The following is a 26,126-nucleotide window of genomic DNA, read 5'->3' on the forward strand; positions in this document are numbered from 1 at the left end:
CATTGATAAAATGGAAACGATAGGAATTGTCAGTACAGGTATATACATCCCTGAAAAAAGAATGACCTCAAAAGAAATCTCGGAACTTGCAGGAATTCCACTTGAGGTTGTCGAACAAAAGATGGGAATCAAACAAAAGCCGATTCCAGGTGAAGATGATCATACGGCACAAATGGGGATTTGGGCAGCAGAACGTGCGATCAAGAAAGCCAATATCGATCCTAAAGAGATTGATTTAGTCATCTATATTGGCGAGGAGCACAAGGAGTATCCTTTGTGGACTGCGGGTATTAAGCTTCAACATGAAATTGGTGCTGTGAATGCATGGGCTTTTGATACCGCGCTAAGGTGCGGAACAACGATAATGGGAATAAAGGTTGCCAAGGATATGATGAAATCCGATCCATCCATCAATACGGTTCTACTTGCAGGTGGCTATCGTAATGTAGACTTTATTAACTACGAGAATCCACGCACACGTTTTATGTTTAACCTAGGTGCAGGTGGTGGTGCTATTATCTTGAAAAAGGGACACCTTGAAAATCAAATCTTAGAATCACATATTATTACCGATGGTTCTTTTTCGGAAGATGTTTATGTGACTACCGGTGGAACTAAAAATCCAATATCGAAAGAAAACCTAGATGCCGGCTTATATCAATTGGATGTCGTTGATCCTCAAGGAATGAAGGAACGTTTAGAACAAAAATCGATGATGAACTTTATCGAATGTATTGAAAAAGCTTTAGCAAAAAGTGGTTATCAAAAAGAGGACATCAGCTATGTTGCTATGCTTCATATGAAGAAGTCTGCCCATCTTTATGTACTAGACCAACTTGGTGTTAATCATGATAAATCTATCTATCTAGAAGACTATGGACATATTGGGCAAATGGATCAGATTCTATCACTAGAATTAGCGGAACAACAAGGAAAGCTTCGTAAAGGAGATATCGTTGTACTAGTCTCTGCAGGCATTGGCTATGCTTGGGGAGCAAATATTATCAAATGGGGAGAATGAGGGGGAATACTGATGGCAAATGTAAATTTGAAAAAAGTAGTTTTACCAAATGGTGAAGAAATAGCTTATCGGGAGCGTGAAGGTGGCGAGGATATCATTGTTTTGGTTCATGGAAATATGACCTCTTCTGTTCATTGGGATCTTGTCATTGATAATCTATCGGAGCGTTATAAGGTTTATGCAATCGATATGCGGGGCTTTGGTGAATCTAGTTATAACAAGCAAATTACAGCCATTAAGGACTTCTCAGAAGATCTAAAGCTTTGGGTAGACGAAGTAGGGATTACAGATTTTGCACTTGCTGGTTGGTCTACAGGTGGTTGTGTCTCCATGCAGTTCTGTGCGGATTATCCAGGATACTGTAAGGCTTTATTTCTTCAAGCATCTGGATCCACACGCGGCTATCCTTATTACCCACTTGGTGCAGATGGAATGCCGGATTTGAATAATCGTATTCAGACATTAGATGAAATGTTTAAAGATAGTAAGAGGTTATTTGTTCAAGGAGCGTATGATACGAAAAACTATGATGTTCTAAGACAGGTTTGGGAAGCTGTAATTTATACGCACAACAAGCCTGATGAAGAGAGATACCAGAAATATTTAGAGGATATGACAACCCAGCGTAATTTAGCAGAAATATATCAGGCTCTTAATACCTTCAATATTAGTAGTGTCCATAATGGATTAACTGAAGGAGAGAACCGTATAAAGGATATAAACATCCCTGTTCTTATTGCTTGGGGTGAACGTGATTTAGTTGTTACACGAAGCATGACTGATGAGATCCGAGAAGATTTTGGTGATAAAGCAGTTTATAAAGAATTAAAAGGCTGTGGGCACTCACCAATCATTGATGATTTAGACCAATTATTAGGCGTAATGGAAGACTTCTTTTCGGGTGTAATGAGCGTAAATTAATCTAACGATAGAGGAGTTTATATATGAATAGATTACTAGATAAGGTGGCCATTATTACCGGTGCTGCTAATGGAATTGGCTTTGAGGCAGCACGAAAATTTGGTAATGAGGGTGCAAAGGTTATCCTTGCAGACTTTGATGAAGCAAATGGATTACAAAGTGAGAAGGCATTAAAAGAAGAAGGATTAACGGTTAAGTTTGTCCAAGTGAATGTTGCTGACCGTGATAGTGTTAATGCTCTGGTCGAAACAACACTATCCGAATTTGGGAGAATTGATATTCTAATCAATAATGCAGGGATCACTAGAGATGCTATGCTAGCTAAAATGACGCTAGAGCAATTTCAGCAAGTATTAGATGTGAATTTAACTGGTGTATTTAATTGTACACAAGCAGTTTTGCCATACTTAGTGGAACAAGGGAAGGGCAAGATCGTCAATACTTCTTCAGTAACTGGTACGTATGGTAATGTAGGGCAGACAAACTATGCGGCAGCAAAGGCTGGATTAATTGGCATGACAAAGACATGGGCAAAAGAGCTAGGTCGTAAAGGTATCAATGTAAATGCTGTGGCACCTGGTTTCACGGCGACTGCGATGGTATCTGCTATGCCGGATAAAGTAATCGATAAAATGAAGGCAATGGTACCGATGCAGCGATTAGGAACGCCAGAAGATATTGCGAATGCGTACCTATTCTTGTCTTCAGATGAATCTAATTATGTGAATGGTCATGTGTTGCATGTTGATGGTGGAATTATAATGTAAAATAAAAGAGCTGGATTTATCACTTGATAAGTCCAGCTCTTTGTTATTGCTTTTTTACAGTAAGGTATTGCTTACTTTCTCCTTCCGTTATTTGTCCGACCATCCCTCCACTGCTCCGATATGAAACTTCTCCATTGTTATCTTCTACTTTGAAGTAAGGAAATAAAGTAACAGTGGAACTACCTATCGTTTCAATCATTTCATCTGTAAAAGGTAAGTATATTAGGATATCGGAAGAAATTACTTCCAATGGAAGAGTCAATGGTTCACCATCAAATGAACTGGTAGAATCAACAGATTCAATAGTCTTTGCATCAAAGGTGTATTGAGCATGCTCCTCGAAATAGCCCTCAGGCATACCAGGTAACCAGAATAAAATCTCTTCTAGCTTAGTATTTGGAATTACATTTGCCTCTAAGAAAAGCCCTTTAATCTTCGGCTCTATATCACCTTGATGGCAAAAGTAAAAACTTCTAACTTCCCATGAGCGATCCAGTTGATAACTATTTTCGTGAAAAGTAGTTAGTTTTAATAGATTATCAAATGTGTACGTGAGCGTATTTTCATCATAGGTTAAACGTAGTTCCTCTGGTACATAACTTTCCTTCAGCGTATCTGAAAGGGGAGTTATGCGATGCCCAAAACTCTCCATTGTTTTGTCCCCGTTAAGAATGAATTCCACTTCACCCTTAACTTCCCTTTCATACCAGTTAATTTGTTGCGAGAAAGAATTCTCTAAAAGGTATTCTCCATTAATTACTGCTATTTCTTCCCCGGATTGGTTAAGCAATAATAAATCCTTAATTACCGGTGGTTTTTCCCATGGATGTGATTTCACCCATACCACTGGAATTTGGAAAGGAGCAGTTAATGAATCATCTACTTGTAAAACAAGTAAACCAGACTGCTTTTCAATATGTATACCATTTGGCAGGTCGGATTGGTTCCCCCACCAAATAAATGGCGCAATAATTACTAGTAAAAGTAAAATAATTAAAAGGTTTTTTTTCACTTGTTTTTCCCTTCTTTCCTTAGATTGGGTGAGATAGTAATTTGATTTAATATTACTATAGGGCAATGGAAAATAATAGCAGATTATTATGAAAATAACTAAAACTCTTAAAAGGTTTAATTTGTAAGTAATCCCCTCGTTATGGAATATTTTTCAATTTGTTGGAATAGCCATTTAATAGAGGCTATTTCTAGTTTCTTGTTGAAAAAATTAGAGGGGGAATGTGAAATGAAATATGCAAATCCAAATACAGATGGGGCAGTCATTCATTTTAAGGAACGTTATGATAATTTTATTGGGGGGGAATATCGCCCTCCTGCAAATGGGGAATATTTTAAAAATGTTAGTCCTGTAACCGGACAAGTTTTCTGTGAAGTTGCCCGATCTACAAAAGAAGATGTGGAAGCTGCAATCGATGCAGCCCATGAAGCAAAGGGAGCTTGGGGAACTACATCCGTAGCAGAACGCGCCAATATCTTAAATAAGATCGCTGATCGAATGGAAGAGAATTTGGAAATGCTAGCCGTTGCTGAAACATGGGATAATGGAAAAGCAGTACGAGAAACGCTAGCTGCCGACTTACCACTGGCAATTGATCACTTTCGTTACTTTGCTGGAGCAATCCGAGCGCAAGAAGGTGGTATTAGTCAAATAGATAACGATACGGTTGCTTATCATTTTCATGAGCCATTAGGAGTAGTAGGTCAAATTATTCCGTGGAATTTTCCTTTATTAATGGCAACATGGAAATTAGCTCCTGCACTTGCAGCAGGAAACTGTGTGGTATTAAAACCAGCAGAGCAGACTCCTGCATCGATTCATGTATTCATGGAATTAATTCATGACTTACTACCACCAGGGGTAGTGAACATTGTAAATGGATTTGGACTAGAAGCAGGTAAACCGTTAGCTTCTAACAGCCGTATAGCAAAAATCGCCTTTACTGGAGAAACCACTACCGGTCGATTGATTATGCAATACGCTTCGGAAAATCTAATTCCTGTTACCTTGGAATTAGGTGGAAAGTCACCAAATATATTCTTTGAAGATGTGATGGATAAGGACGATGCCTTTTTAGATAAGGCAATTGAAGGGCTGGTCATGTTTGCCTTAAACCAAGGGGAAGTTTGTACTTGCCCATCCAGAGCATTAATTCACGAGTCTATTTATGATCGATTTATGGAACGTGCCATTGAACGAGTAAATCAAATTAAAATTGGCCACCCATTAGACACGGAAACGATGATGGGAGCACAGGCTTCAACAGAACAAATGGAAAAAATTATCTCATATCTAGATATTGGAAAGCAAGAAGGTGCCGAGGTACTTGCTGGTGGTGCAGTTAATAAGCTAGAAGGTGAACTGGCAGAAGGCTATTATGTAAAACCAACGATTTTCAAAGGACATAATAAGATGCGTATTTTCCAAGAGGAAATCTTCGGTCCAGTACTTTCTGTTACAACGTTTAAAGATAAAGAAGAGGCCATTCAAATCGCCAATGATACGCTATATGGACTAGGAGCAGGCGTATGGACTCGTGACATGAATACCGCGTACCGATTTGGCCGTGACATTGAGGCGGGCAGAGTGTGGACCAATTGTTATCACCAATATCCTGCTCATGCTGCATTTGGTGGCTATAAGAAATCTGGTATTGGTAGGGAAAATCATCAAATGATGCTTGATCATTACCAACAAACGAAGAATCTACTAGTGAGCTATAGCGAAGGTCCAGTTGGGTTGTTTTAAGTCGGACTTAAAGAGGTGTGAGGAATGGTAGAGCGAGTAACTGCAACAGAAGCAACTCTTCAATTACTAGAAAAATTAAAGACGATCCACGGTGATCTAATGTTTCATCAATCTGGTGGATGTTGTGATGGCAGTTCACCAATGTGCTACCCTCGTGGTGAGTTTCGAGTTGGTGATTCCGATATATTCTTAGGTGAGATTGGGGATACACCATTTTATATTTCCAAGGACCAATATGAATATTGGAAGCACACCCAGCTTATTATCGATGTTGTCGATGGCAGAGGCGGCATGTTTTCTGTCGAAGGTCCAGAAGGTAAACGGTTTTTGACAAGGTCGAGAGTGTTTACTGAAGAAGAACGAGCTGCATTAAGTTAATATATAATAAAAATGCCAAATCCGGCTCTGGGTTTGGCATTTTTTATAGCTAAGGTGACCCCTTTTTTGTTAGTTAACATAATCTTTAGCGAGGAATGGTGAAACTTCATCATTTTCAGACTCATCTTTAGCGTTTTAACCAAAACTTTAGCGCTTTTAACCCTATCTTTAGCATTTCCACTCTATTCTCCTCCCAACGAATCACTCTGTAACCCTCGTGTAACTCCTAATTCTTATACTACTCTTAGAAAGTGGAGGGATAGCGATGCATGCAAATATGGACTGGTTACAGAGTAGAGTCAATATATCTCCAGACAGAATTGCTGTAGTTGATGCTGCGACGGATGATTCTTGGACTTATAATGAACTTCATGAACGAGCGAATAAAATTGCCAATTTTTTCTTAACGAACGGTGTTAAATCGGGTGATCGGGTTGCTATTTTAGCACCGAATCATATTGGATATTTAGATTTCTTTTTTGCCTGTATGCGAATTGGTGCGATATTTATCCCATTAAACTGGCGATTAGGGAAAGATGAGTTAACCTATGTGTTACAAGATTCCAAGCCCAAAATAGTAGGTGTAGCACCACTGTTCAGGGATAAAGTTGAAGATATGGATGTAGATACTGAAATAATCGATATTGCGGGTAATCATTACTGTGACTCTTTACCTTATGAACGACATAGCTTTGATAGCCATGTTAAGGAAGAAGCCCCACTAGCAATGATTTATACTGGTGGAACGACTGGCCGTCCAAAGGGAGTCGTATTATCTCATCGGTCTATTTTGTGGAATGCATTAAATACGATTGTTAGCTGGGATCTAGGTGCAGATGATGTTACGTTAATTAGTACACCAATGTTCCATACAGGCGGGTTAAACGTATACACGTTACCACTTTTGCTTGCAGGCGGAAAGGTCGTTCTATCGCCAGAATTCAAGCCAGAGAAGGCAGTCGAAAATTTACTGAAGTACCAATGTACGGTCGTACTCTTTGTTCCGACAATGTACCATATGATTATTCAAACGAAGGAATTCCAAGAAGCAAGCTTCCCCCATATGAAAGTCTTTGTCTCTGGAGGAGCACCATGTCCACATAAGATTTATGATGCTTTTCGGGAGAAGGGCATAGCGTTCAAAGAAGGATATGGACTGACAGAAGCAGGTCCGAATAATTTTTACATTGATCCTAGTGATACTGAACGCAAAATTGGCTCAGTAGGAAAGCCAATGATGTTTAATGATATAAAGATTGTAAAGGATGACGGATCACTTGCTGAAGTAAATGAAGTAGGGGAACTAGTTCTTAAAGGTTATCATTCCTTTGAATATTATTGGAATAAACCAGATGAAACGAATCAAGTTATTAAAGACGGATGGATACATACAGGTGATTTAGTCAAACAAGATGAAGATGGGTATGTTTATATTGTTGGACGGAAAAAGGATATGATTATTACTGGTGGTGAAAATGTTTATCCACTTGAGATTGAACATTGGCTGGAAGCGCATGACTCAGTTGATGAAGCGGCTGTAGTTGGTTTACCGGATAAGAAGTGGGGGGAGATCGTCACTGGATTTGTCTCATTGAAGGACGAAGTGACGGTTGATGAGTTAAAAGAATACTGTCATCAACGACTAACACGTTATAAAGTGCCTAAGAACTTCTTCTTTTTAGAAGAATTACCGAAGACCCATGTGGGGAAAATTAATAAGGCTTTACTGAAGGAACAATATGCAAATGCTGGAACGCTTTAAATCCTATAAAAACTCACGCAGTGGATTAGTACTGGTGAGTTCTTTGTAGATAGGAAATTATAAAAACTTTCCGCCGACATAAGAAAACTAACACATTCGCTAAAGGACGAGCGAATGTGTTAGTTTTTCTAATGCATTTTTCTTATTAGATTCCCCTGAATAAATACATATGCCCATTCCAAAATAGAAAACTTGAATAGGATATATAAACTACTTTTCTAAGGGGTGACATAGTATGAGCAACTATTATAACGATAGCTTTGTGTTAATTGTAGTGTTATTTATCCTTCTAATTATTGTTGGTGCATCTTTTTATTGTTAATTAAAACCTCCTTTTTATATGGCCGATAAGGCTTTATAAACCATATATCCCCCAGAGGTGTTAACCCGATTTTTACTCTAAAGGGCACAGTACTGGGGGATATTTCTATCTTACGACTCTACTCATCTTTAAGGAGTTCAACTTGAACGCGGCTTTTTCGGCTAGATTCTGAAATAAGTCGGTGCAATTGAATATATAATAATCCATTATTATAGGTCGCCTTTATTCTATCTGACCGAACCGGAAAAGGGAGGGTAATCGACCGTTCGAATACACCTTGTAAGATTTCTTCTTTTACGACCGTACCCCCACTATGTCCAATGTCAATAGTGCCTCGAAGCTCTAGAGTCGCATAGTCTACATAAATATCTACTTTATCTAAATCCGATAATCCAGGTATGTTAGCAATACATAATATTTCATTGTCTGTTTGATAGATATTGATTTGGGGAATGGTTGGTTTAAGAATACCTTCAAATTGATCCCAAAATTGTTCGCCAAAAAAGTGATCCATATTCCGTTTCCAATCAGACATTTGTTGAAATGGATCCATGTTTGTTAACACCTCATTTTTAACAGTATGATAGTTATACTATATGCAAATTCTAAAAATGGGTGTATGCCTAACTTTCAAGAAAAGGTATAATAGGGGAAATTCATCATAGGCTTCAAAAAAGAGTATTCTAACGTATAGTAGGAGGTTATTTTTTGCTTGATAATGCACTAATAATGGTTGCTATCATCTTGTTGGTGAACGTTGTCTATGTATCGATGTTTACCATTCGTATGATTTTAACATTAAAAGGTCGTCGCTATGTAGCTGCTTTTGTAAGCATGTTTGAGATAGTTGTTTATATATTTGGTTTGGGGCTTGTATTAGATAACTTAAATGAAATTCAAAATGTCGTTGCCTATGCACTTGGTTATGGAATTGGGGTTGTTGTCGGCTCGATCATTGAGGAAAAACTAGCTCTTGGCTACATAACTGTTAATGTTGTTTCTGGTAATCCAGATTTTAACTTTACTCGAAGACTACGAGAAAAAGGATATGGGGTAACGAGTTGGTCTGCCTATGGAATGGATGGAGACCGATTATCGATGCAAATTCTGACTCCTAGAAAATACGAACTTCGATTGTATGAGGAAATTAAGGATATTGATCCGAAAGCATTCATCATTTCTTATGAGCCGAAGCAAATTCATGGGGGATTCTGGGTGAAACAAGTTAGAAAAGGTCGCTTACTTAACCCGAAGAAAAAGATTACAGGAGAGACGGTAGCTGGGCAAGAGAAGAATAATGTGCCGGGTTCAAAACCAGAGTAATTCATGTGATATAAGGCTTATACTGTCTGCTTTTACACAAAATGTTGCATAAAACCGAACAATAAATATGGATTTAGGAAAATTGTTCGAATTTTTATTGACCATCAATAATATCTTTGTTATGCTAAAACCAACAAATGAATACGGACCCTCATATATTTCTTGGAATATGGCCGAGAAGTCTCTACCTGGCACCTCAAATGCCGGACTATGAGGGAAGATGAGTCGTTGGCGTAACAATGATTAATTTGGTGACCGAAAAAATAGGTCTATTCATCTTCTCTCTAGGCTAATGAGAGGGTGAATAGACCTTTTTCTTGTTTCATGGAAACTAGAAAAGGAAGGGGAAATGATAATGGCTTTAGTTGGTGTCATCATGGGAAGTATCTCTGATTGGGATACGATGAAATATACATGTACTGTTTTAGATGATTTACATATTCGTTATGAGAAAGATGTTATTTCTGCACATCGAACGCCAGATGAGATGTTCACTTATGCGAAGTCGGCTAGAGAGCGTGGATTGAAAGTAATCATCACAGGTGCAGGAGGAGCGGCGCATTTACCAGGAATGGTAGCTTCTCAAACAACACTACCGGTTATCGGTGTACCTGTTCAAAGTAAAGCACTAAACGGATTGGATTCCTTACTATCCATTGTACAGATGCCAGGGGGAGTACCGACAGCAACAGTTGCCATTGGTAAAGCGGGTGCTACAAATGCTGGGCTGCTGGCAGCACAAATTCTAGGTGCTTTTGATAACGATGTTGCTGAAAGACTAGATAACTACCGTAGTGAAATGAGAGCAAAAGTGGATGAAATGAGGGAAGACCTTGGGAAAAAATAATGTCGTTCTACCACCACAAACGATTGGAATCATCGGGGGCGGTCAGCTTGGCCGTATGATGGCGATGGCGGCTAAATATATGGGGTATAACGTTATTGTGTTAGATCCAACACCGAATTGCCCAACTGCACAAGTCTCCGATGGTCAAATAGTTGCAGCCTATGATGATAGGAATGCAATTAAAGAATTAGCGGAAAAAAGTGATATTGTTACGTATGAGTTTGAAAATGTTGATGTAGAAGCGGCCACCTATATCGAGAATCAAGGAAAGTTACCACAGGGTTCCTACGCACTAGAAATTACACAGAACCGTGAAAAAGAAAAAATGCTAATGAAAGAGTTACAATTACCGGTTCCTGAATTTTCTATTGTTCATAACGGGGAAGAATGCGAAGAAGCATTGCAAAATATATCTTTTCCTGTAGTTATCAAAACTTGCCGGGGTGGCTATGACGGAAAAGGACAATTAAAAATTGATTCGGAGGCTGATATTCCAGAAGTCATTCGATTCGCTAATAAGAATAAGCATTGCATCATCGAATCGTGGGTTACTTTTGAGAAAGAAATCTCCGTTATTTTTACAAGGGAAACCACTGGTCGGATAGAGTTTTTCCCGATTGCTGAAAATGTGCATAAGCATCATATTTTATTTCAAACTACAGTACCAGCTAGTGTATCAGATAGTGTTCAGCAAAAGGCAAAACACGCAGCAATCCTGTTGGCAGAGAAAATGAATATCATCGGGACGTTTGCAATTGAGATGTTTGTATCTGGCGACGAAGTTTTTATCAACGAAATGGCACCACGTCCACATAATTCAGGGCATTATACGATTGAAGCTTGTAACATCTCACAGTTTGCCCAGCATATTCGAGCAATCTGTGGTTTACCATTAGTTCCTGTGAAGCTCATGGAGCCAGCTACCATGATCAATATTCTAGGTGAAGATGTTGCGCCTACTTTAAAAGCAATGCCAATGGTAGACAATGGCTTCGTTCACTTGTATGGGAAGGCTGAAGTGAAAGATAAGCGAAAAATGGGTCATATTACATTTATTGGGGAAAATACCACAGAACAGGTTAATGAGTTTGAGGAGGCAAAACAATGATTGGACGCTACACTCGTGAAGAAATGGGAAACATTTGGACAGAGGAAAATAAATTCAAAGCATGGCTAGAGGTTGAAATCTTAGCATGTGAAGCATGGAGCGAGCTTGGTATTATTCCAAAAGAAGATGTTAACAAGCTTCGTGATCATGCTTCTTTCGATATCAACCGTATCTACGAAATAGAACAGGAAACAAGACATGATGTAGTTGCATTTACCCGCGCTGTATCGGAAACACTTGGCGAAGAACGAAAATGGGTTCATTACGGGTTAACGTCTACAGATGTTGTTGACACGGCACTTTCCTATTTATTAAAACAAGCAAACGAAATCATTCGCAAAGATTTACATAACTTCGTAGAAATCTTGAAAAGTAAAGCAATGGAACATAAGCATACCGTGATGATGGGGAGAACCCATGGCGTACATGCAGAGCCAACTACGTTCGGTTTAAAGCTTGCACTTTGGTATGAGGAAATGAAGCGCAATGTAGAGCGCTTTGAATTAGCGGCAAAGGATATCGAATTTGGAAAACTATCCGGTGCCGTTGGAACATATGCCAATATTGATCCATTTGTTGAACAGTATGTATGTGAAAAGCTAGGGCTAACTCCAGCACCAGTTTCTACCCAAACATTACAACGTGACCGCCATGCGGCATATGTATCAACACTTGCACTTATTGCAACTTCGATTGAAAAGTTTGCAACGGAAATACGCGGATTGCAAAAAACAGAAACTCGTGAAGTAGAAGAGTTTTTCGCAAAAGGTCAAAAAGGATCTTCTGCTATGCCGCATAAACGTAACCCAATCGGTTCAGAAAATATGACTGGAATGGCTAGGGTTATTCGTGGTTATATGCTGACTGCTTATGAGAATGTGTCCCTTTGGCATGAACGAGATATTTCCCATTCTTCGGCGGAACGCGTTATTTTACCAGATGCGACGATCGCGCTGAATTATATGCTTAACCGTTTTGGTAATATCGTGAAAAACTTAACGGTATTCCCTGAAAACATGAAGCGAAACATCGATAGAACACATGGCGTTATCTTCTCGCAACGTGTACTACTTGCACTTATTGATAAAGGGATGAGCCGTGAAGAAGCGTATGATATTGTACAACCGAAAGCCATGGAAGCATGGGAAACAGAAGTGCATTTTAGAGAGCTTGTGAAAAAAGAAGATCGCATTACAGCTCTATTAAGTGAATCGGAAATTGAGAATTGCTTTGATTATACGTACCATTTAAAAAATGTGGATGTGATCTTTGAACGCATCGGCTTAATCTAAGGGGGGAAGTGTCGTGAAGGCAGAGCTATTGTATGAGGGAAAGGCGAAGCAAGTGTATCGTTCTTCTACGGATTCTGAAAAGCTTGTATTAGCTTATAAAAATGATGCAACAGCTTTTAACGGAAAGAAGAAAGAAAGCTTTCCGGGAAAAGGGAGATTAAACAACGAAATATCTTCTTTCATTTTTCCTTATTTACATGAACGAGGCATCAAAAGCCATTTCGTCAAACGGCTGAATGAAACAGAACAACTAGTCATGGAAACAGAGATTATTCCTTTAGAGATAGTTGTGCGAAATTTGGCAACAGGAAGTATTACGAAGCGTTTAGGTTTTGAGGAGGGTTCTCTATTTGAATCACCACTAATAGAACTTTTTTATAAAAATGACGAATTAGATGATCCTTTAATAAATGATGATCATGCTCTGCTATTAACCGATGTAACCCATAAGGATTTGCGTGAAATAAAAGTGAAAGCACTAGAAATAAATACTGTTTTAAAGGAATTCTTCCAATCTATTAACCTACAACTAGTAGATTTTAAACTTGAATTTGGCCGTCTTCAAAATGGCAGCATTGTCCTAGCAGACGAGATTTCCCCAGATACTTGTAGGTTATGGGATATGGAAACAGGTGCAAAGATGGATAAGGATGTATTTCGTCAAGGTACGGGTGATTTGATTTCTGTTTATGAACAAATTTTACAGCGACTGGAGCGATGGGTATGAGAAAGGTTACGGTTTATATTACATTGAAGCAAGGTGTTCTTGATCCTCAAGGGAAAGCGATTCAGACGTCTTTGAATTCACTTGGATATAAAGAGGTCGAAGAGGCACGCGTTGGAAAATACATTGAAATGCAAATAGAAGATGGACCGAATCTTGAATCGCGAGTGAAAGAAATGTGCGATAAGCTGCTTGCTAACCCTGTCATCGAGGATTATCAGTTTGAAGTGGGGGAGGCTGTTCACGCGTGAAATTTGCAGTGATTGTTTTCCCAGGCTCCAACTGTGACCGAGATATGTACCATGCCGTGAAGGGGGTTCTAGGTGAGGAAGCGGATTTAGTTTGGTATCAAAATAGTAATCTGGAAAACTATGATGGAATCTTACTTCCGGGTGGTTTTTCGTATGGTGACTACCTTCGTTCAGGTGCTGTTGCTGCAACTTCAGATGTAATGAATCAAGTGAGGGAGCAAGCAGCTAAAGGTAAGCCAGTGCTTGGTGTTTGTAATGGATTTCAAATTCTAACAGAATCTGGCTTGCTGCCAGGAGCTTTAATGCGAAACCGTAAGTTATCATTTATGTGTCATCAAGAAGAGCTAGTCGTTGAAAACAACCAAACAATATTTACATCAGGCTATGCAAAAGGAGAGGTAGTACGTTACCCGATTGCACATGGAGAAGGCAACTACTTTTGTGATGCAGAAACATTGGCAGATTTAAAGAAAAATAATCAAATCGTATTTACGTATAAAAATAATCCCAATGGTTCTACTTACGATATTGCTGGAATTACGAACAAAGAAGGAAATGTATTAGGAATGATGCCACATCCAGAGCGTGCAGTAGAAGCACTTCTAGGTAGTTATGATGGGTTAAAGCTTTTCCAATCCATCGTGAAAAATTGGAGGGAGTCCTATTATGTTGCAAACGCATGAGATTAGTCCAGAACAAATTGAACGTGAAAAGCTTTACCAAGGCATGGGGCTAACCGATTCAGAATTTGAAATGGTAAAGAGAATTCTAGGTCGTCTTCCTAATTTTACAGAAACAGGCATCTTCTCAGTCATGTGGTCAGAACACTGTAGCTATAAGACATCTAAGCCACTCCTTAAAAAGTTTCCAACAAAAGCACCACACGTATTGCAAGGCCCCGGTGAAGGTGCTGGGATTATAGATATTGGTGATAACCAAGCAGTAGTATTCAAAATCGAAAGTCATAATCACCCATCAGCTGTTGAGCCGTATCAAGGAGCAGCAACTGGCGTAGGTGGGATTATTCGTGATGTGTTTTCGATGGGAGCTCGTCCAATCGCATTAATGAACTCGCTTCGATTTGGGAACTTAACTACAGACCGTGTGAAATACCTCTTTTCAGAAGTCGTAAATGGTATTGCAGGTTACGGGAACTGTGTAGGTATCCCTACGGTTGGCGGAGAAGTACAGTTTGATGATTCGTATGAGGATAACCCGTTGGTCAATGCAATGTGTATTGGACTAATTAACCATGATGATATTCAAAAAGGAATTGCTGCTGGAATAGGGAATACGGTTATATATGCTGGTGCACCAACTGGACGTGATGGTATTCATGGAGCAACTTTTGCATCCGATGATTTAGCCGAAGACGCAGCAAAAGACCGCCCGGCTGTTCAAGTTGGCGATCCATTTATGGAGAAGCTATTAATTGAAGCTTGTTTAGAAGTTATTCACTCGGATGCACTTGTTGGGATGCAAGACATGGGTGCTGCAGGTCTTACCTCTTCCGCTAGTGAAATGGCTAGTAAAGCGGGAACAGGTTTGGAAATGAATTTAGATTTAGTTCCACAACGTGAGCAAAATATGACGGCTTATGAGTTAATGCTTTCAGAATCCCAGGAGCGTATGCTTCTAGTAGTGAAAAAAGGTAGAGAGCAAGAAATTATAGACGTGTTTGAGCGGTACGGCCTACAGGCAGTTGCGGTTGGTCAGGTGATTGAAGAAAAAGTGTTCCGAATTAAACAGCATGGTGACGTACAAGCGGAGATTCCAGTGGATGCATTAGCAGAGGAAGCTCCTGTATATTATTTACCATCGCAAGAGGCAACGTATTTCCAAGAGTTTCAGAAGATTGGGAATAAGGCTCTAAATGTCGATAATCATAGTGAAGTATTAAAGAGATTATTACAGCAACCTACTATAGCAAGTAAAGAATGGGTTTATGATCAATATGATTCCATGGTACAAACGAACACGGTTATGGGCCCTGGATCGGATGCAGCGGTTGTTCGGATTAAAGGAACAAATAAAGCATTAGCAATAACGACGGACTGTAATTCACGCTATATTTATTTGGATCCAGAAACAGGCGGGAAGATTGCTGTTGCAGAAGCGGCGCGTAACATTGTTTGCTCAGGTGCTAGACCACTTGGTTTAACAGATGGACTTAACTTTGGAAACCCAACGAATCCAGAAGTTTTTTGGCAAATGGAGAAAAGTGTAGAGGGTATGAGTCAGGCATGTGAGGCACTAGCAACGCCAGTTATAAGCGGTAATGTGTCGCTATATAACCAATCAAAAGGGAAAGCGATTTTCCCGACGCCGATTGTTGGGATGGTTGGTTTGCATGAGTCACTGGAACATATTACACCAAGCTTTTTCCAGCATATAGGTGATGTTATTTATGTGATTGGGGAAACGAAGCCTGAATTCGGTGGTAGTGAATTGCAAAACCTTTTAGAAGGAACGTACCAAGGAAAAGCTCCAGAAATCAATCTGGAAGTTGAGGCTAAGCGTCAAGCTCAACTCTTAGAGGCGATTCAACAGGGATTAGTTGCTTCCGCCCATGATTTAGCAGAAGGTGGCTTAGGAGTGGCACTTGCCGAATGCCTATTCTTCGATACGACACTAGGTGCAGATATTCAAGTGGAAGGCGATGCGACCGTAGCCTTATTTAGTGAAACGCAATCTCGCTTTCTAGTAAGCGTGAAGCGTGAGCATCAAGAAGCGTTTGAACACCTAGTAGAAGATGCAAGAGAAGTTGGTCTTGTAACCGGAGATAGTCAATTAACGATTCGCGGTAATCAAGGGGATATTCTAACAGAGAAGGTAGAGGAGTTGCACAACCTTTGGAAAGGGGCAATCCCATGCTTGCTGAAATAAGAGGCTTAAATGAAGAATGTGGTGTCTTTGGCATTTGGGGTCATGAAAAAGCTGCAGAGTTAACCTACTATGGTCTTCACGCCTTGCAGCATCGAGGGCAAGAAGGTGCCGGTGTTGTAACATCCGATGGCCTTGAGTTAAAGCTACATAAAGGGCAAGGGCTTGTAAATGATGTATTTAAGCGGTTTGATTTTTCTGAGTTAAATGGGCATGCAGCAATTGGTCATGTTCGCTATGCAACTCAAGGAGAACGAACAATCGATAATGTGCAACCACTACTATTTCGTTCGCAAGGAGGCAGTATGGCACTGGCTCATAATGGTAATATCATGAATGCATTTGAACTACGTGGAGAGTTGGAGGCTGCAGGGAGTATATTACAAACCTCTTCCGATACAGAAGTGCTTGCTCATTTGCTAAAGCGAAACGGAACGATGGATTCTATCGAAAGTCTGAAAATCGCATTAGGTCAACTTATCGGAGCTTATGCATTTATTCTATTAAAAGAAGATCGGATGCATGTTGCGCTTGATCCAAGGGGCTTACGTCCGTTGTCAATTGGTAGATTGGGAGACGCTTATGTCGTTGCTTCGGAAACATCTGCCTTTGATATTATCGGTGCAACATACGTGCGAGAGGTTGTACCTGGTGAACTGATTACGATATCGGATGCAGGCATCGAATCCACACGATTTGCTCAGCAAGAGAAACGTGCCTTATGTGCGATGGAGTATGTGTATTTCTCTAGGCCTGATAGTAATTTAAATGAGGTTAATGTTCACGCATCTCGGAAACGAATGGGGATTGAATTAGCAAAAGAAGCTCCTGTGGAAGCGGATGTAGTTACAGGGGTTCCCGATTCGAGTATATCCGCAGCAATTGGTTTTGCAGAACAGAGTGGCATTCCGTATGAAATTGGTTTAATAAAAAATCGTTACATCGGTCGAACATTCATTCAGCCATCGCAGGAGCTACGAGAGCAAGGAGTTAAAATGAAGCTATCTCCAGTCCGGGGGATTGTGGAAGGAAAGCGTGTCATCATGATTGATGATTCCATTGTTCGGGGAACGACGAGTAAGCGCATTGTTCGGATGCTCAAAGAGGCTGGTGCCAAGGAAGTACATGTGCGTATTGCATCTCCAGCGATTACTAATCCATGTTATTACGGTATTGATATGTCTACGAAAAAGGAACTTATTGCTGCTAATTATTCGCTGGGAGAAATCTGTGAGCTAATAGGTGCAGATAGTGTGGCCTACTTATCTAGTGAAGGGTTAGAGCGGTCGATAATTTCAAAGGATTCGCTTGAACAGGGAGTTTGCATGGCTTGTATGACAGGGGAATACCCGGTAACCAAGCATGGTCAATTAGAGATTTCCTATACGAAATGCTAAGGAGCGTGTCAGTGTGTCAAATATATATAAGGCCGCAGGAGTCGATGTGGAAGCTGGTTATGAAGCGGTAGAACGAATGAAAAAGCATATTGCTAGAACAACTAGACCAGAAGTACTTGGTGGAATCGGTTCATTTGCAGGTTTGTTCGAGCTAACGTCCTTTCAATATAAAGAACCTGTTCTTGTATCAGGAACCGATGGTGTTGGAACCAAGCTCAAGCTGGCATTTGAATTGGATAAACATGACACAGTTGGTATTGATTTAGTTGCCATGTGTGTAAATGATATTGTCGCACAAGGTGCAAGTCCACTGTTTTTCCTCGATTACATTGCTTGTGGGAAAAATGAGCCAGCCCAAATTGAGCAGATCGTTTCAGGCATTGCGGAAGGTTGTACGCAAGCTAGTGCAGCGTTAATCGGAGGAGAAACTGCCGAAATGCCAGGACTATACGGTGACAATGAGTATGATTTAGCTGGATTTGTTGTTGGTATTGCAGAGAAATCAGCGCTTGTTACCGGGGAAACCATTCAAGCAGGAGATGTGGTCATTGGGCTACCATCAAGTGGCATTCATTCGAATGGCTATTCACTAGTTCGAAAGCTTGTTGCTGGAATGGACTTGAGTGAAACTCCAGATGGGCTATCTAAGCCGCTTGGTGAGTGGCTATTGGAACCGACTAAGATATATACGAAACCAATCCAGCAATTGATGAGAGCTGTGGCTGTCAAAGGGATCTCGCATATAACAGGTGGTGGATTCTATGAAAATATTCCAAGAATGCTACCATCAGGTCTAGGAGTAGATTTAGTTCTCGGGAATTGGAAAGTACCTGAAATATTTACTTTTTTGCAAGAAAAAGGTGGCCTTACGCTGGACGATATGTTTGGTGTGTTTAATATGGGGATTGGCATGGCCATTGTCGTTTCCAAAGAAGATGCCAAACGTGCTCTAAAAGTGCTAGTAGAAGCAGGAGAAAATGCAACTGCCATAGGGCAAGTAGTTACAAATGAAGGAGTAACATTCCGATATGAGTAATGTTAAAGCTGCTGTTTTTGCCTCAGGAACGGGAAGTAATTTTGAAGCAATAATGAATAGCGAAAATCTAGCTTGTGAGATTGTCTTACTAGTTTGCGATAAACCAGGTGCTAGTGTCATAGAAAAGGCAGAACGATTTGGTGTACAAACGTTTGTTGCCAATCCGAAAGCGTATGCTTCAAAGTCAGAGTACGAGGCGGAAGTGTTAAAAACAGTTCGCGAATTCGGCGTCGAATGGATTTTCTTAGCAGGATACATGAGGCTAGTCGGAGTAACCCTTTTAGAAGCATACGAAGGAAAGATATTAAATATTCATCCATCACTACTGCCCGCCTTTCCTGGTAAGGATGCGATTGGTCAGGCTCTGCAGTCAGGTGCTACGGTGACTGGTGTTACGGTGCATTTTATTGATGAAGGAATGGATACAGGACCAATTATTGCGCAGGAGAAGGTTACCGTCATGCCAGGTGATACCGAAGAATCGTTGAAAGTACGTATTCAACAGGTAGAGCATGCCCTGTATCCTAGAGTTATTAATAACATTGTGCGGAGGGCTAGCTTGTATCCAGTGAAGTGATTGTATCTGGTGTGGGGAATATCAACCGAAAATTGGTGGTCATCAACCGTTTGTGGATGAACATCAACCAAAATGATAGACTATCAACCGTATTCCCGGAACATCAACCAAAATTGCACTGCCATCAACCGTTGTCGATAAACATCAACCAAAATTACGTATGTATCAACCGAAATCCACTAAATATCAACCAATCAGGAAATGCCAGTACCAACCGCAACCAATTAATCGAAGTAACGAGGAGTGTTACCATGAAAAAACGTGTACTTATTAGTGTTTCCAATAAACATGGAATAGTAGAATTTGCCAAAGGTCTCGTTAATTTAGGATACGAGATTGTTTCAACTGGAGGAACATTAAAGACGCTTCAAAATGAAGGTGTTCCAGTAATAGCTATTGATCAATTAACAGGTTTTCCTGAGATTTTAGATGGTCGTGTAAAGACACTTCATCCGAAGGTACATGGAGGGCTATTAGCAAAGCGTTCCAACGCTGACCATATGAAACAAATGGAAGAAAACAACATTGAGCCTATCGATATGGTCGTAGTGAATCTTTATCCTTTCAAACAGACGCTTGAGACAGAAGGGGTTACGAAGGAAGAAATCATTGAGAATATTGATATTGGCGGCCCCACTATGTTGCGATCGGCAGCAAAGAACTTTGCAGACGTCCTGGTTGTTGTAGATCCTAACGATTATTCATCGATACTCGACAGATTAGAAACCGAAGCGATTAACTTGGAATATCGTCAACAGCTTGCTGCAAAGGTTTTCCGACATACTGCACACTATGACGCCATTATTGCAAACTATTTTCTTAATCAAACCGGTGAAACGTTTCCGGAAACATATACCGTTACATATGAAAAAGTCCAGTCGCTACGCTATGGAGAGAATCCACATCAAGATGCCGCATTTTATGCAAATCCAATCCAACAAGGAATGAGTCTTGCTACAGCTAAGCAATTACACGGCAAGGAGCTCTCTTACAATAATATCCAAGATGCGAATGCAGCTGTAGAAATCCTAGCTGAATATAGTGGGCCAACAGCAGTTGCTGTAAAGCATATGAATCCTTGTGGAATTGGTATGGGAGATTCCATTGTAGACGCCTTTCAACTAGCATATGATGCTGATTCCATATCTATTTTTGGCGGGATTGTTGCCTTGAACAGAGAAGTTGATTCGCAAACAGCGGAGAAGCTAAGTAAAATTTTTCTAGAAATTGTGATTGCACCAAGTTTTTCAGAGAAGGCATTAGAAATACTAACACGTAAGAAAAACATCCGATTGTTAACGATGGACATGGATCGAAAAGATGAAGCTAGTTATAAGCTCACAACGGTAGATGGTGGTGTGTTAATCCAAAGCAAAGATACAGGTAGTATCACCGAAGAGAGCCTTGAAATAGTTACGGAAAGAGCACCATCGGAAGAAGAGTTGCAGAATCTACTCTTTGCTTGGAAGGCTGTAAAACATGTAAAGTCCAATGCGATTGTTCTTGCGAAAGATTACCAAACTGTAGGTGTCGGTGCAGGACAAATGAATCGTGTAGGGGCTGCAAAAATTGCGATAGAACAAGCTGGAGAAAAGGCTATAGGTGCGGTTATGGCTTCTGATGCATTCTTCCCAATGCCAGATACGGTGGAGGAAGCAATAAAGGCAGGGATAAAAGCCATTATTCAACCAGGTGGTTCAAAGCGTGACCAAGATTCCATCGATGTATGCAATCAGCACGGAATAGCTATGGTATGTACAGGTATGCGTCATTTCAAACATTAATGAGGGGGCCTTTGATGAATGTTCTAGTGATAGGTCGTGGTGGCCGTGAGCATAGTATTGCTATGAAACTAGCGGAAAGTAGGTTAATCGATAAGCTTTTTGTTGCTCCCGGTAATGTGGGGATGGAGAAACATGCAACTTGTGTCCCAATAGAAGAAACAGAGACTACAAAGCTTATAGACTTTGCAAAAGAGGCAGACATTTCTATAACAATTGTAGGTCCTGAGAACCCGTTATTAACAGGGATTGCTAACCAGTTTCAAGAAGCTGGTTTACGTATATTTGCTCCAACACAAGAGGCAGCTTTGATTGAAGGCAGTAAGACTTTTGCTAAGGAATTGATGAGAAAATACGATATCCCAACAGCTCGTTATGATTCGTTTACCGATCCAGTGGCAGCTAAAGAATATGTAGTCCAACAAGGTGCTCCAATTGTGATTAAGGCAGACGGTCTCGCTGCAGGGAAGGGTGTCGTAGTTGCAAATACGACAGAGGAAGCATTTCAAGCAATCGATGATATGCTAGTTTCCAAGACTTTTTCTGATGCCGGTTCTAAGGTTGTAGTCGAGGAATTTTTAGCTGGTGATGAGTTTTCCTTAATGGCTTTCGTAGACGGAGAAAGGGTATTTCCGATGATTCCAGCCAGGGATCATAAGCGCGCGTTTAATCATGATGAAGGTCCTAACACAGGTGGAATGGGGGCTTATGCACCAGTACCAGATGTAACAAATGAAATGATTGACTATGCTACCAAGGAAATTTTACAAAAAGCTACCGCAGGATTAGTGACGGAGGGACGTTCCTTCACTGGTATTTTATATGCAGGGCTTATTATGACAGAGGCTGGTCCTAAGGTAATCGAGTTTAATGCGAGATTCGGAGATCCAGAAACACAGGTAGTCTTACCACTTATGAAAAATGACCTGCTACAAGTGGTAGTTGATATATTAGACGGTAATGACCCTGAGTTAGAATGGGAACAGAGAGCTTGTTTAGGAGTAGTTCTTGCTTCAGAAGGTTACCCTGGCTCCTATAAAAAAGGTGTTCCACTACCAAAAATTGGAGGAAGTTCTTACGTTGTTTATGCTGGTGTTACTCCATCAGCGTTTGGATTAACATCAAACGGTGGTCGAGTTCTGTTAGTTGGGTCTAAGGGTGATTCTTTAGATGAGGCAGGTCAACTAGTATATGAGAGTTTACCATCTAATACGGAGTTAGAAGGATTTTTCTACCGGACAGATATAGGGAAAATGAAGGAAGGCGCTCATCTATAAGAGCGTCTTTTTGCTGTTCTTCAAAATAGTTCCTACTTTAACCCAAACCTACCTCAGCACTTTTTTTCCTACTCTCCAAACCTTGCCAAATATTGTCACAAAGTTTTCACTGTATTTCACAAAAACTTTACAGTAATAAAGCGTGAATTGTGTTACAATTGGAAAAAGAATAAATATGGAGAGTTGCTTATGTTAGAGAACGGACACTGGAGAAACTTTGAGCTCAGAAAACATGTAAAAGTGGTAGAAGGAGAGATCGCCCCTTCTCTTGTTTTGAAGAACGTTACCTATTTAAATATGTACATAAATCAATGGTTGACGGCAAATATTTGGGTCTATAATGAACGGATTGTTTATGTTGGGGATAAGCTTCCTAAACAAAAGACTGAAGTAATTGATTGTGCAGGTAAATATGTTGTACCAGGTTATATGGAGCCACACGCACACCCATTCCAATTGTATAACCCGGAAATATTAGCGAAACATGCTGCAAAATTCGGAACTACAACACTAGTTAATGATAACTTATCATGGCTTTTTTTATTAGACAAAAAGAAAGCGTTTTCTATTATCTCGGAGTTTAATAAACTACCAATCTCCATGTTTTGGTGGTGTAGGTTAGACCCACAAACAGCTTTATTAGATGAAGAAGAGTTATTTAATACGGAAGATATACTAGATTGGTTGTCACATCCTTCTGTTATTCAGGGTGGTGAGCTAACAGGATGGCCGGGTCTACTATCTGGTGATGATCGATTATTATATTGGATTCAAGAGGCGAAACGTAAAGGCATGCCGGTTGAAGGACATCTTCCAGGTGCATCGGAAAACACGTTAACGAAATTAAAGTTACTTGGTGTTTCGGCTGACCATGAATCGATTAGTGGGGCAGACGTGATCAATCGCCTAAAACTTGGCTATCAAGTTGGACTAAGATATTCCTCCATTCGTCCAGACCTTCCAGAACTTCTCGATGAAATTCTAGAAGCAGGGTTAACGGACTTTAATTCTTTAACAATGACAACTGATGGTGGTACTCCTGGCTTCTATGAGAACGGCTTAATGAATGTATGTATCGATATCGCAATAAAGAAAGGTGTCCCAGTAGAGGATGCCTATCGAATGGCAACATTTAATGTAGCGAAACACTTTCATTTGGAAGAGCAGCTTGGATGTATAGCTCCTGGACGCATTGCCAATATTAATATATTACAAGCAAAGGATAATCCACATCCGGAAAGTGTACTTGCAAAAGGAAAGTGGATTGTCTTCAAAGGGAACGTGCAAGAACTACCCTCCTATATTAACTGGGAAAAGTATAATATAAAGCCGATGAGGTTTGACTGGGATTTGAAAATGAGTGATTTACAGTTCTCGATCCCAATCGGTTTAGAAATGGTGAATGATGTTATTATTAAGCCATACGCCATTCAAACAGATATCACATTAGAAAAATTACCTGAGAACCGTGAAGATGCATTTTTATTACTGTTTGATAAAAAAGGTGAGTGGCGTGTTAATACAACTATCCGAGGATTCACAAAATCGCTAGGAGGGTTAGCAAGCTCCTTCTCCCAGACAGGTGATTTGATTTTCATTGGGAAGAATAAGCAAGATATGCTCTTAGCATGGAAGCGTCTGAAGGAACTTGGTGGTGGTATCGTAGTCGTTCAAGACGGAGAAGTTGTTGCAGAGCTCCCGCTGTCATTAAGTGGAAAAATGTATGCTGGTACAATGGATGAATTAATTGAAAAGGAAAAGCAGCTGAAGGAAAAGCTGCTTGATTATGGCTACCAATTCAATGATCCGATTTATAGTATTTTATTTTTATCATCCACTCATTTACCATATATTCGCATCACCCAAGAGGGGATTATGGATATTAAGAAACGAGAAGTACTCTTCCCAGCGACCATGCGTTAATTTATAATGGTGATAAGGAACTAGGAAAAATAGATTAGACAAAGGTGTTGGGAACATGAGAAAGTTTATCGTACTAATTTTATTGAGCATCGTATTGGTTGCCTGCAGTAAAGATGCGGACAGTAAACCAATCGAAGAACCGGAAGAAGAGGTCGAAGTAGGTAATACAGAACCAGAAGAGGTAGAAGAGCCTGAGGAAGTTTTTGCTAATGTCTATCCGTTAACTGGTATCGGCACGAATGAAAGTGTTGATTATCGCATTGTTGGTGTAATGGTGAATAATCATAGTAGTGCTAGGCCGCAAACAGGGTTATCGGAAGCAGATGTTGTGTTCGAGATTCTGGCAGAAGGGATGATTACTCGTTTTCTAGCGCTTTATCACAGTCAACAGCCGGAAGTGGTTGGTCCTGTACGAAGTGCTCGTGAGTATTACTTTGACCTAGCCAATCGATATGGTGCGCTATATATTTACCATGGGGCTGCGGGCTTTGTGAATGACATGCTGGATAACCGTGGGATAGATCATATCGATGGAGCAATTTATGATAATGACGGGAAGCTATTTAAACGTGAATCTTTCCGTGTTGCACCACATAACTCCTATCTGTTGTTTGAAAATGTGTATGATGTCGCAACCAATATTGGGTATGACGTCACTGCTGAACATGAACCAATGCCTTTCCTAACAGAAGAAGAAGTGAAAGGAATTCCAGGGGTGGCCGCCAATCATGTGGAGATTGTATACTCAAATAACCCTATGGAAATCGTTGAATTTGCCTATGAAGCTACTACGGAAAAATATACTCGATATAATGACCGAGAAAAAACGGTCGAGCTTAGCACGAGTGAACCAGTCGAAGTAGATAATATCTTTATTGTGGAGACATATCATGAGATAATTGATGATGTTGGTCGTCGCGCCATTGACTTTTATGCCAGTGGGGATGCATTATTAATTCAAAAAGGTAAAGTACAACAACTGAAATGGGAAAATCGAGACGGAAAAATTGTTCCTGTTAAAGATGGTGAAGTAGTAGGATTTGTACCAGGTAAGACCTGGATTAATGTAGTTCCTACTAGCCCTGGTCTTGGAAATTCAGTTACTATTACTGGAGAGTAGGAGGTAACATCATGCAAATAGATAAATTACGTGGGGAAGAATTAAATTATTTATTTGACGCAATTCTATCCTTAAAGGATCGAGAAGAATGCTATCGTTTCTTTGATGATATTGCGACAATGGGTGAAGTTCAATCCCTAGCCCAAAGACTCCAAGTAGCAAAAATGCTAACCGAGGGCTATACATATAAAACAATAGAAAAAGAAACAAAAGCATCCACCGCCACCATCTCAAGAGTAAGACGTTGTATTGATTACGGCAGTGAAGGGTATAAGATGGTGTTGGAGCGTACGTTGGAAAAGAAATAAATAAAAATGGTTTATCAAGAGGCTAGAACACAACTAGTTTTCCTAACTGTAAAAGAAATATGATCCACTATACTAGCTCCGGAAATATACGTAGACTCCTGCGGGAGGAAAGGCATAGGTGAGACCCCACAGTGCGTAAGCACGAGGAGGCTCACCAGCCGCCCGCGGAAAGCGAAGTATATTTCCGGAGCGGGTTTGATGCACTACTTATGGATTATCTTCATTTAGTTGGAATTCTATAGTTCAGCCTCTTTTTTTATGGGGAGAACTAGCTATTAGGTGAATTTTTGTCGTTTAGGTTCTCTATGGTACAATCAAGAAAAATACAAACAGATAGGATTGGAACA

The 26,126-nt window shown here is 40.2% G+C and carries 25 protein-coding genes and 1 riboswitch; of the genes, 23 read left to right on the plus strand and 2 right to left on the minus strand.

From position 1 onward, the window contains the following. The first annotated feature begins 10 nt into the window (after nt 1-10). Genes TE34_RS01690 through fabG form a run of 3 tightly spaced genes read left to right on the plus strand, consistent with a single transcriptional unit; the run spans nt 11 to nt 2,709 of the window. The gene (locus TE34_RS01690) at nt 11-1,021 is read left to right on the plus strand and encodes a 3-oxoacyl-ACP synthase (protein ID WP_047983100.1); all 1,011 of its coding nucleotides are present in this window, start codon (nt 11-13) and stop codon (nt 1,019-1,021) included. 12 nt (nt 1,022-1,033) lie between these two features. After that, nucleotides 1,034-1,942 (plus strand): intracellular short-chain-length polyhydroxyalkanoate depolymerase, encoded by a 909-nt coding sequence (gene phaZ / locus TE34_RS01695; RefSeq protein ID WP_047983101.1) that lies wholly within the window; start codon nt 1,034-1,036, stop codon nt 1,940-1,942. 23 nt (nt 1,943-1,965) lie between these two features. Beyond that, the gene (gene fabG / locus TE34_RS01700) at nt 1,966-2,709 is read left to right on the plus strand and encodes a 3-oxoacyl-ACP reductase FabG (protein ID WP_047983102.1); all 744 of its coding nucleotides are present in this window, start codon (nt 1,966-1,968) and stop codon (nt 2,707-2,709) included. A gap of 43 nt (nt 2,710-2,752) precedes the next feature. On the opposite strand, the gene TE34_RS01705 is transcribed toward fabG, so the two are convergent. Continuing rightward, on the minus strand, nt 2,753-3,721 hold the full coding sequence (locus tag TE34_RS01705) for a hypothetical protein (RefSeq protein WP_047983103.1): 969 nt from the start codon (nt 3,719-3,721) through the stop codon (nt 2,753-2,755). Nucleotides 3,722-3,949: 228 nt separating this feature from the next. Here TE34_RS01705 and adh point away from each other — a divergent pair, with 228 nt between their 5' ends. The 4 genes from adh (at nt 3,950) to TE34_RS20520 (ending at nt 7,932) form a co-directional block, all read left to right on the plus strand. Then, a complete protein-coding gene (gene adh / locus TE34_RS01710) occupies nt 3,950-5,470 on the plus strand; it encodes an aldehyde dehydrogenase (RefSeq protein WP_047983104.1) in 1,521 nt (506 codons plus the stop codon). A gap of 24 nt (nt 5,471-5,494) precedes the next feature. Beyond that, the gene (locus tag TE34_RS01715; RefSeq protein ID WP_047983105.1) at nt 5,495-5,848 is read left to right on the plus strand and encodes a DUF779 domain-containing protein; all 354 of its coding nucleotides are present in this window, start codon (nt 5,495-5,497) and stop codon (nt 5,846-5,848) included. 265 nt (nt 5,849-6,113) lie between these two features. Next, nucleotides 6,114-7,610, plus strand: coding sequence for a class I adenylate-forming enzyme family protein (locus TE34_RS01720; protein WP_047983106.1), 1,497 nt, complete (start codon nt 6,114-6,116; stop codon nt 7,608-7,610). Nucleotides 7,611-7,845: 235 nt separating this feature from the next. Then, a complete protein-coding gene (locus tag TE34_RS20520; protein WP_084710586.1) occupies nt 7,846-7,932 on the plus strand; it encodes a YjcZ family sporulation protein in 87 nt (28 codons plus the stop codon). Between the two features lie 118 nt (nt 7,933-8,050). Here TE34_RS20520 and TE34_RS01725 read toward each other — a convergent pair whose 3' ends face one another. Next, nucleotides 8,051-8,485, minus strand: coding sequence for an Hsp20/alpha crystallin family protein (locus TE34_RS01725; protein WP_047983107.1), 435 nt, complete (start codon nt 8,483-8,485; stop codon nt 8,051-8,053). 155 nt (nt 8,486-8,640) lie between these two features. On the opposite strand from TE34_RS01725, the gene TE34_RS01730 reads away from it, so the two are divergent. The 16 genes from TE34_RS01730 to TE34_RS01805 all read left to right on the plus strand — a co-directional run bounded on the left by TE34_RS01730 (nt 8,641) and on the right by TE34_RS01805 (nt 25,779). After that, nucleotides 8,641-9,255, plus strand: a complete 615-nt coding sequence (locus tag TE34_RS01730) for a DUF2179 domain-containing protein (protein ID WP_084710587.1) — start codon at nt 8,641-8,643, stop codon at nt 9,253-9,255. A 131-nt stretch (nt 9,256-9,386) separates the two neighbouring features. Next, a riboswitch (purine riboswitch) is annotated at nt 9,387-9,486 on the plus strand. 124 nt (nt 9,487-9,610) lie between these two features. Beyond that, nucleotides 9,611-10,102 (plus strand): 5-(carboxyamino)imidazole ribonucleotide mutase, encoded by a 492-nt coding sequence (purE, locus tag TE34_RS01735; protein ID WP_047983108.1) that lies wholly within the window; start codon nt 9,611-9,613, stop codon nt 10,100-10,102. Continuing rightward, the gene (purK, locus tag TE34_RS01740; RefSeq protein ID WP_047983109.1) at nt 10,089-11,210 is read left to right on the plus strand and encodes a 5-(carboxyamino)imidazole ribonucleotide synthase; all 1,122 of its coding nucleotides are present in this window, start codon (nt 10,089-10,091) and stop codon (nt 11,208-11,210) included. Before purE ends, purK begins: the two co-directional genes overlap by 14 nt. Continuing rightward, nucleotides 11,207-12,502, plus strand: a complete 1,296-nt coding sequence (gene purB / locus TE34_RS01745) for an adenylosuccinate lyase (protein ID WP_047983110.1) — start codon at nt 11,207-11,209, stop codon at nt 12,500-12,502. Before purK ends, purB begins: the two co-directional genes overlap by 4 nt. A 13-nt stretch (nt 12,503-12,515) precedes the next feature. Further along, nucleotides 12,516-13,229 carry a phosphoribosylaminoimidazolesuccinocarboxamide synthase gene (gene purC, locus TE34_RS01750; protein WP_047983111.1) on the plus strand — a complete coding sequence of 238 codons (714 nt, stop codon included), beginning with the start codon at nt 12,516-12,518 and terminating at the stop codon, nt 13,227-13,229. Beyond that, nucleotides 13,226-13,477, plus strand: coding sequence for a phosphoribosylformylglycinamidine synthase subunit PurS (gene purS / locus TE34_RS01755; RefSeq protein WP_047983112.1), 252 nt, complete (start codon nt 13,226-13,228; stop codon nt 13,475-13,477). Before purC ends, purS begins: the two co-directional genes overlap by 4 nt. Next, nucleotides 13,474-14,160 carry a phosphoribosylformylglycinamidine synthase subunit PurQ gene (gene purQ, locus TE34_RS01760; RefSeq protein ID WP_047983113.1) on the plus strand — a complete coding sequence of 229 codons (687 nt, stop codon included), beginning with the start codon at nt 13,474-13,476 and terminating at the stop codon, nt 14,158-14,160. The genes purS and purQ overlap by 4 nt, the downstream gene beginning before the upstream one ends. After that, entirely contained in the window at nt 14,144-16,363 is a 2,220-nt protein-coding gene (gene purL, locus TE34_RS01765; protein ID WP_047983114.1) for a phosphoribosylformylglycinamidine synthase subunit PurL, read from the plus strand. The genes purQ and purL overlap by 17 nt, the downstream gene beginning before the upstream one ends. Further along, the gene (purF, locus tag TE34_RS01770; protein ID WP_047983115.1) at nt 16,348-17,757 is read left to right on the plus strand and encodes an amidophosphoribosyltransferase; all 1,410 of its coding nucleotides are present in this window, start codon (nt 16,348-16,350) and stop codon (nt 17,755-17,757) included. Before purL ends, purF begins: the two co-directional genes overlap by 16 nt. A gap of 13 nt (nt 17,758-17,770) precedes the next feature. Further along, the gene (gene purM, locus TE34_RS01775; RefSeq protein ID WP_047983116.1) at nt 17,771-18,793 is read left to right on the plus strand and encodes a phosphoribosylformylglycinamidine cyclo-ligase; all 1,023 of its coding nucleotides are present in this window, start codon (nt 17,771-17,773) and stop codon (nt 18,791-18,793) included. Then, nucleotides 18,786-19,370 (plus strand): phosphoribosylglycinamide formyltransferase, encoded by a 585-nt coding sequence (purN, locus tag TE34_RS01780; protein WP_047983117.1) that lies wholly within the window; start codon nt 18,786-18,788, stop codon nt 19,368-19,370. Before purM ends, purN begins: the two co-directional genes overlap by 8 nt. Nucleotides 19,371-19,621: 251 nt before the next feature. After that, a complete protein-coding gene (gene purH / locus TE34_RS01785; RefSeq protein WP_047983118.1) occupies nt 19,622-21,154 on the plus strand; it encodes a bifunctional phosphoribosylaminoimidazolecarboxamide formyltransferase/IMP cyclohydrolase in 1,533 nt (510 codons plus the stop codon). A gap of 14 nt (nt 21,155-21,168) precedes the next feature. Further along, nucleotides 21,169-22,428, plus strand: a complete 1,260-nt coding sequence (gene purD / locus TE34_RS01790; RefSeq protein WP_047983119.1) for a phosphoribosylamine--glycine ligase — start codon at nt 21,169-21,171, stop codon at nt 22,426-22,428. A gap of 189 nt (nt 22,429-22,617) precedes the next feature. After that, nucleotides 22,618-24,351 (plus strand): adenine deaminase C-terminal domain-containing protein, encoded by a 1,734-nt coding sequence (locus TE34_RS01795; RefSeq protein WP_047983120.1) that lies wholly within the window; start codon nt 22,618-22,620, stop codon nt 24,349-24,351. 55 nt (nt 24,352-24,406) lie between these two features. Continuing rightward, nucleotides 24,407-25,471 (plus strand): DUF3048 domain-containing protein, encoded by a 1,065-nt coding sequence (locus tag TE34_RS01800; RefSeq protein ID WP_047983121.1) that lies wholly within the window; start codon nt 24,407-24,409, stop codon nt 25,469-25,471. A gap of 11 nt (nt 25,472-25,482) precedes the next feature. After that, nucleotides 25,483-25,779 carry a YerC/YecD family TrpR-related protein gene (locus tag TE34_RS01805; RefSeq protein WP_047983122.1) on the plus strand — a complete coding sequence of 99 codons (297 nt, stop codon included), beginning with the start codon at nt 25,483-25,485 and terminating at the stop codon, nt 25,777-25,779. Nucleotides 25,780-26,126 lie beyond the last annotated feature (347 nt).

The sequence above is a fragment of the Ornithinibacillus californiensis genome (assembly GCF_001038485.1).
GTDB classification, from domain to species: Bacteria; Bacillota; Bacilli; order Bacillales; family Amphibacillaceae; genus Ornithinibacillus; species Ornithinibacillus californiensis.